At 70.8% G+C, this 6,714-nt stretch carries 7 protein-coding genes; all 7 read left to right on the top strand.

Features of this window, described 5'->3' with window-relative positions; all coding sequences use genetic code 11:
• Nucleotides 1-633 (top strand): ABC transporter permease (locus VM840_08455; protein ID HVL81607.1); only part of this gene is annotated, 633 nt, incomplete at its 5' end.
• Nucleotides 630-1,757, top strand: a complete 1,128-nt coding sequence (locus VM840_08460) for an MCE family protein (protein HVL81608.1) — start codon at nt 630-632, stop codon at nt 1,755-1,757. The genes VM840_08455 and VM840_08460, both read left to right, overlap by 4 nt.
• A complete protein-coding gene (locus VM840_08465; protein ID HVL81609.1) occupies nt 1,754-2,803 on the top strand; it encodes an MlaD family protein in 1,050 nt (349 codons plus the stop codon). The genes VM840_08460 and VM840_08465 overlap by 4 nt, the downstream gene beginning before the upstream one ends.
• A complete protein-coding gene (locus VM840_08470) occupies nt 2,800-3,840 on the top strand; it encodes an MlaD family protein (protein ID HVL81610.1) in 1,041 nt (346 codons plus the stop codon). Before VM840_08465 ends, VM840_08470 begins: the two co-directional genes overlap by 4 nt.
• Entirely contained in the window at nt 3,837-4,802 is a 966-nt protein-coding gene (locus VM840_08475; GenBank protein ID HVL81611.1) for an MCE family protein, read from the top strand. The genes VM840_08470 and VM840_08475 overlap by 4 nt, the downstream gene beginning before the upstream one ends.
• Nucleotides 4,799-5,812 carry an MlaD family protein gene (locus tag VM840_08480; GenBank protein ID HVL81612.1) on the top strand — a complete coding sequence of 338 codons (1,014 nt, stop codon included), beginning with the start codon at nt 4,799-4,801 and terminating at the stop codon, nt 5,810-5,812. Before VM840_08475 ends, VM840_08480 begins: the two co-directional genes overlap by 4 nt.
• A partial coding sequence (locus tag VM840_08485) for an MlaD family protein (GenBank protein HVL81613.1) occupies nt 5,809-6,714 on the top strand: 906 nt, incomplete at its 3' end. The genes VM840_08480 and VM840_08485, both read left to right, overlap by 4 nt.

Genomic DNA, 6,714 nt, shown 5'->3' on the forward strand with positions numbered 1-6,714 from the left:
GTCATCTTCTTCATGGCCTTCTTCACCGGCACCCAGGTCGGGCTCGAGGGTTTCAAGGGTCTGCAGCTGATCGGCGCGGAGGCCTTCACCGGGTTCGTCTCCGCCTTCGCCAACACGCGCGAGATCACCCCTCTCATCGCCGGCATCACGCTCGCCGCCCAGGTGGGAGCGGGGTTCACGGCCGAGCTAGGCGCGATGCGGATATCGGAGGAGGTCGATGCTCTCGAGACGATGGGGGTGCGGCCGATCCCCTACCTCGTCTCGTCGCGGATCATCGCGGCGATCGTCGCCGTGGTCCCCCTCTACCTGATCTCGCTGTTCAGCTCCTACCTGGCAACGAGGGTGATCGTCGTCAACGTCCTCGGGCTGTCGGGGGGGACGTACAACCACTACTTCACGCTCTTCCTGCCTCCGATCGACGTCGTCTACTCGCTGGCGAAGGCGGTCATCTTCGCGATGCTCGTCGCGCTGATCCACTGCTACTACGGGTTCAACGCGACGGGAGGTCCGGCGGGCGTCGGGGTGGCGGTCGGTCGGGCGATCCGGACGTCCATCGTGGTGATCAACATCGTGAACCTGGCGATGTCCGCCGTCTTCTGGGGGACGGGCGAGACGGTGAGGATCGCCGGATGACGCGCAGCAACCCCCGTCTCGGCATCGTCGCCCTGGTCCTGCTCACCGCCGCGACCGCGCTGCTCTACCTGTTCGTGGCCGGATCGTTCAAGCCCGGCTACCGGACGACCGCCACCTTCGAGCGCGCCGGGCAGCTCCTGCGCGCGGGCAGCGACGTGAAGATGCGCGGGGTGCTGGTGGGGGAGGTGGAGACGATCGCCGTCCTCCCCGACGGGACGGCCCGCGTCGGGATGCGGATCCTACCGGAGCACGAGATCGCCCAGAACGTGAACGCGGCGATCCGCGCGAAGACGCTGTTCGGCGAGAAGTACGTCGACCTGATCGTGCCGGAAGAGCCGTCGGGCCGCCTGGGCGAGGGGGACGAGATACCACTCGAGCGAACGATCGGGCCGATCGAGGTCGAGACGATCCTCGAGCGGGGCGTGCCGCTGCTGGCCGCCATCGACCCGCAGAACCTCGCCGCCGCCATGCAGACGCTCGTGCAGGCTTTCGCCGGGAACGAAGAGGCGCTCAGACGCGCGACCGTGCAGGGGGTGGACCTGCTCGAGGGCACCCGGGAGACCCTCCCCGAGTTCGAGCGCAACCTGCAGCACCTGGACACCTTCTCGCGTGCGCTGGACGAGGCGGACGAGGACCTCCTTCGCGCGATGGACGGGCTGGAGCGCGTCGGCGGGACGACGGCCCGCAACGCCGAGCAGCTGCGCGCCCTGCTGCGCCACCTCCCGTCGGTCTCCCGCGACCTCGGAGACATCCTGTCCGCCCGCGAGCCAGACCTGGCCGACCTGGCCACGCAGGGCGCTCCCGTCCTCGAGGTGGTGGCGGCGAAGGCCGACTCGATACCCCGCCTCCTCCAGCTCACCGATGGGTTCCTGGGGATGTGGATAGTGAACCTGTCCGCCGGTCCCTACTGGCGGATCTTCGTGACCGACGAGCCTCCCCATCCCCGTCCGTACCCGCCCGGGGAGGAGCCGCGTCCGCGTATGACGACCACGGCGGCCGAACGGCGGGCGCTGTTGCGCGACGTGGGCGCGATGCGCCGCGGCGAGGTCCCCGCGCTCCCGGACGCCCTCCTCGCCCCGATCGCGCCCGACCGGGCGCGTGAGCTGCTGGGGGTCGGTCCGTGACCGGCTCTCTGCCCGCGGTCGTCTTCAAGCTGGTCGTGTTCGCGATCTTCACCGTCCTCGTGACCGGGATGCTCGCCGCCGTCATCGGCAACTACGACCCCTTCAACGCCTACTACGACGTCGACGTCGAGTTCAGCGACGCCACCGGCCTGCTGCGCAACGACGTCGTGAAGATCGCCGGCGTCAACGTCGGGAAGGTGACCGGCGCCCGCATCTCCCGCGAGCCGGGCAAGGAGGACATCGCCGAGGTGACGGTCCAGGTGCGCAGCGACGTCGACCTCCCGTCGGATGTCCGGGCCGCCATCCGGTTCCGCAACCTCCTCGGCCAACGCATGGTGGTCTTCTACCCTGGGGACCGCGGGAGCGCGCCGATGCCGAAGGACGGACGCGCGAGGGTGCCCGTCGCGCAGACCACCCCCGCCTTCGACCTGTCCGTCGTCTTCAACAACCTGCGCCCGGTCCTGCAGAACCTCGACCCCGAGGACGCGAACGTGGTCTCGCGGGCGATCGTCGAGATCTTCTCGGGTCGCGAGGCCCAGACCCAGCGGACGATCGCCCAGCTCGCCGACCTCGCCGAGACGCTGGGCGACCGCGGACCGGTGGCGGCCGAGCTGGTCGCGGACCTCGACGTGGTCGTGACCAACCTCGCGCAGCGGGAGGCGGAGCTCCGGTCCGTGCTCGGCTCCTTCGACCAGCTCATGGCGACCCTCGCCGGCCGCTCCGGCGAGCTGGGGCGGGTGGTCGACAACGTGGGCTCCATGTCGCAGGCCACCGCCGCGCTGGTCGCGGAGAACCGTCCGGGGCTAGACCAGATGATCGCCCAGCTCCGCGACATCCTCGCCGTCGCCTCGGCCCAGCGGGCCGAGCTCGACACGGCCCTGAAGGCGCTCCCGGGCGCCACGCACGGCCTGCTGCGCGCCACCACCTACGGGGAGTGGGCGAACCTGATCGGCGTGTGCGTCGACGGGGTGGGATGTCCGGAGGCCGAGGGGACGGCGGGGGCGATGGCGCACATCTTCGCTCCCGCCGCGGGGGTGAGACGGTGAGGCCTTTCCGGGAACGCAACCCGATCGCGGTCGGACTCGTCTCGATCGCCGTCCTGTCCGTGGCCATGCTGTTCGCTTTCTCGCTCGACCGCCTGACCTTCCTGCGCGGCGTCTACCTGATCGAGGCCGACTTCGCCGATGCCTCGGGTCTGACCCCCGACAACGAGGTCAGGGTGGCGGGGCTGAGGGTGGGGAAGGTGCGCGACATCCGACTCGTCGGTCCGGACGACCTGCAGGCGCTCCCGGGCGCCCCACGGGCGCAGGGGGCGGCGAAGGTGGACCGGGTCCGGGTCACGATGGAGATCGAGGACGGGGTCCGGCTCGGCAACGCCACCACCGGCGAGATCAAGCTCAAGACCCTCCTCGGTGCGAAGTTCGTCGACCTGCGCCCCCGCGGAGGGGCGCCGTTCCTCATGGACGGGGGCCTGATACCGCTCGACCGGACCTCGATCCCCTTCGAGATCTACGAGATCATCAACCGGACCGTCGAGCAGTTCGGACGCCTCGACTCCGACGCCCTCAACGAGGCGCTGCGCAAGCTCGCCGCGGTCACGGAGGACCCGGACGGCAACCTGGGCCGGGCCCTCGACGGACTCGCCGAGGCGACGGCCGCGCTGTCCGAGCGCGACGCCGAGCTCGACTCGCTGCTCCAGGGGTCCGACACGCTGCTCGCGGCCCTCGCCACGCGGTCGGAGGAGCTCGGCCGGATCATCGACTCGTCCAGCCGCGTCCTCGGCGTCCTCGAGGAGCGCAGGCAGAACGTCCGTCGGTTCGTCCGTGGCACCGACCAGGTGGCCCGGGAGCTCTCCTCATTGCTGCGGTCCACCCGGGGTTCCCTCGACCCGGCGCTGAAGGACCTGCACGCCGTCCTCGAGGTCGTCTCCCGCAACTACGACCCGCTGGAGGAGGTCGTCCGGACCCTCGGTCCGGGAGCCGAGTCGTTCGGACGCATCTTCACCCAGGGCACCTGGGGCGATGTGTGGCTGCAGAGCCTGATCGTCCCCCTCCCGACGCTCCCGTCCCCCCCGGTGCCATGATCTCGAAGCTGCAGGGCAGGATCGCGCTCGCGCTGGCCGTCGGCCTGATCGCCGCCTCCACCGGCGCCATCTACACGAGGCGCCCCGAGGGCACCTACCCGGTCACCGCGAACTTCCCTCGAGCCATAGGCCTGTTCCCCCGTTCGGGCGTCCGGGTGCTCGGCGTGGAGGTGGGCAGGGTTACCGCGGTCGTGCCCGCCGGGGACCGGGTGCGCGTCACGATGGCGATCGAGGAGAGCTATCGGATCCCGGCCGACGCGACCGCCACTATCGTCCCCATCTCGCTCATCTCCGACCGCTACATCCAGCTCTCGCCCGTCTGGTCGGGCGGCCCCGCGCTCTCGCCCGGGGACGAGATCCCCCTCGAACGCGGCATCGCCCCCGCGGAGCTGGACGACCTCCTCGCGCGGCTGAAGGAGTTCCTGGCCTCGCTGGAGCCCGGCACGGCCGAGGAACCGGGCGCCCTCGGACAGCTGGTCACGAACGCCAACCAGGCTCTCGCCGGCCGCGGCGAGTCGCTGGGGACCACGATCGAGGGCCTCTCGACGCTGCTGGACAACCTCGGGCGCAACGCGGAGAACCTCGACTCGATCATCGTCTCGCTCGACCGCATCGTCGGCGCGCTGGCCCGCCGCGACGCCCAGATCGCCGCGACGAACCGCGGGTTGGCGACGGTGATGACGACGCTCAACGAGGAGCGGACCTCCCTCGAGTCGGGTCTGGGGAACCTGGCCGCCCTCACCGAGGAGCTGGGACGGCTCGTGCGGGAGAACCGCACCGAGCTGGATCGCAGCCTGGCCATCCTCGCCGCGACGACCGATCGCGTCGTCCGGCAGCGCGAGGGGCTGATCCGCAACACGCTGTGGCTCCCGGTCCTGTCCCAGGGCGCCTACCAGGCCTACGAGCCGGAGAACCAGAGGGTCAACGTCCGGGACAACCAGCAGGCGAGGTTCGAGCCATGAGACGCGTCCTGCTCGCAGCCGCGCTGGTCGTCTCCGTACTGGGGGGATCGGCGTGCGCCCGTCCGGGGGGCACGACCATCCACGCCGAGTTCGACGACGTGGGAGACCTCGTCACACGCGCCAACGTCCAGAGCCGCGATGCGGTGATCGGCACGGTCTCCTCCATCGAGCTCCGGGAGCGCGAAGGGGAGCCCGGGTGGCTGGCGCGGGTCACCTTGACCGTCGACGAGGGCGCCCCCATCCCGGAGGGGACGACGGCCGTGGTGCGGTCCACCTCGCTGCTCGGCGAGAAGTTCGTTGACCTCGTCCCGCCCGAGGACGTGGCACCCGACACGCCGCGCCTCCCGGACGGAGCCGTCATCCCCCTGGCGCGCACGGACAAGGCGCCCGAGCTCGAAGAGGTCTTCCAGGAGCTCGGCGGGCTCCTGGCCTCCGGAGCCCTGGCCGACCTGGGCACGTTCGTGACCGCCCAGGCGCGCATCCTCGAAGGGCGCAGCGAGGAGGTCGGCCGGGTCCTCGACGGCACGGCCCGGGTGGTGGACTCGCTGGCCGGACAGAGGCAGGCGATCGCGCAGGCCCTCGACAACCTCCGCTCCACCGCCGCGACCCTCGCCGCCGGGACCGACACCACCAACCGCTTCCTCACCACCACCGACCAGGCGCTCGGGGTGCTGGTCGAGCAGCGCGGACAGCTCGAGTCGCTGCTCCTCGAGCTCGACCGCTTCTCGGCCGTAGGGTCCCGCCTCCTCGAGCAGCACTCCGACGAGATGGACCGGCAGATCAAAGCCCTCCTGCAGATCGTGCCGAAGGTGCACGAGGCACGCGCGGTGCTCGACCAGGCGATCCCCAAGCTGACGCCGTTCGCCCTGCTGTTCGCTCGGGCCATCCCGGGCGACTACATCCAGCTCGACATCTACCCCGAGAGCCCGCTCCCCGTCCCCCACGCGGGCGGATCCGCCCAGGCCGTCGGTCATCTGTGGGGGACGGCGGCCGGGGAGCGAGCCCGATGATCCCCAGGCGGATCGTGGTGAACGTCATCGCCTTCCTCGTGCTGAGCGCGCTGCTGGTCGCGGCGCTGGTGGTGAACATCTTCCGGATCGAGCCCCGGTACGCCGTGACGGCGACCTTCCGCGACACGGGCGGGGTCTTCACGGGACAGGAGGTGACCTACCGCGGGGTGACGGTCGGCCGGGTGGGCGACCTGCGCGTCGTGGAGCAGGGCGTGGAGATCGATCTCGTCATCTCCCGCAGGTTCGACCGCATCCCGCAGGACACGCGGGCCCGCGTCATGTTCAAGAGCGCGGTGGGGGAGCAGTTCGTGGACCTGTTGCCGAACACCGACCAGCCGCCGTTCCTGGACGCAGGGTCCACGATCCCGATCGAACGGACGGAGCTCCCCGTCCAGCAGGAGGAGCTCCTGCGGCTCCTGGAGTCCGTCCTGGCCGGCGTGCCGGTCGATGACATGGCCCAGCTCGTCGACACGCTCGGTACCGGCCTGGGCGGACGGGGCGAGGACCTGAGGCTGCTGTTGCGCTCCCTCGACCCGATCAGCGCCACGCTGGCGGGACGCACGGGTGAGATCAACAGCCTGCAGCGCAACGCCGACCGCGCCGGCGCAGCGTTCTCGCGGACCTCGGAGGACTTCGTGGTCGGCGTCCGGCAGCTGGCGAACGTGTCCGAGAGCCTGGCCCGCAGCTCACCCGAGCTCGAGAGGCTGCTGCGCGCGGGAGCCAACGACCTCCCGGTCGTCGCTGCGCTCCTCTCCTCGCGCAAGGCGGAGATCGACCGGACGATCGCCAACCTCGCCGACGTCACCCGCATCTCCCACGAGCACCTGGCCTCCGTGCGGGACCTGCTCGACTGGCTCCCGCTCTTCCTGTTCGCCGTCATCGACAGCTTCGACGGCCAGAAC

This window comes from Actinomycetota bacterium, from assembly GCA_035540895.1.
Lineage (GTDB): Bacteria > Actinomycetota > JAICYB01 > JAICYB01 > JAICYB01 > DATLFR01.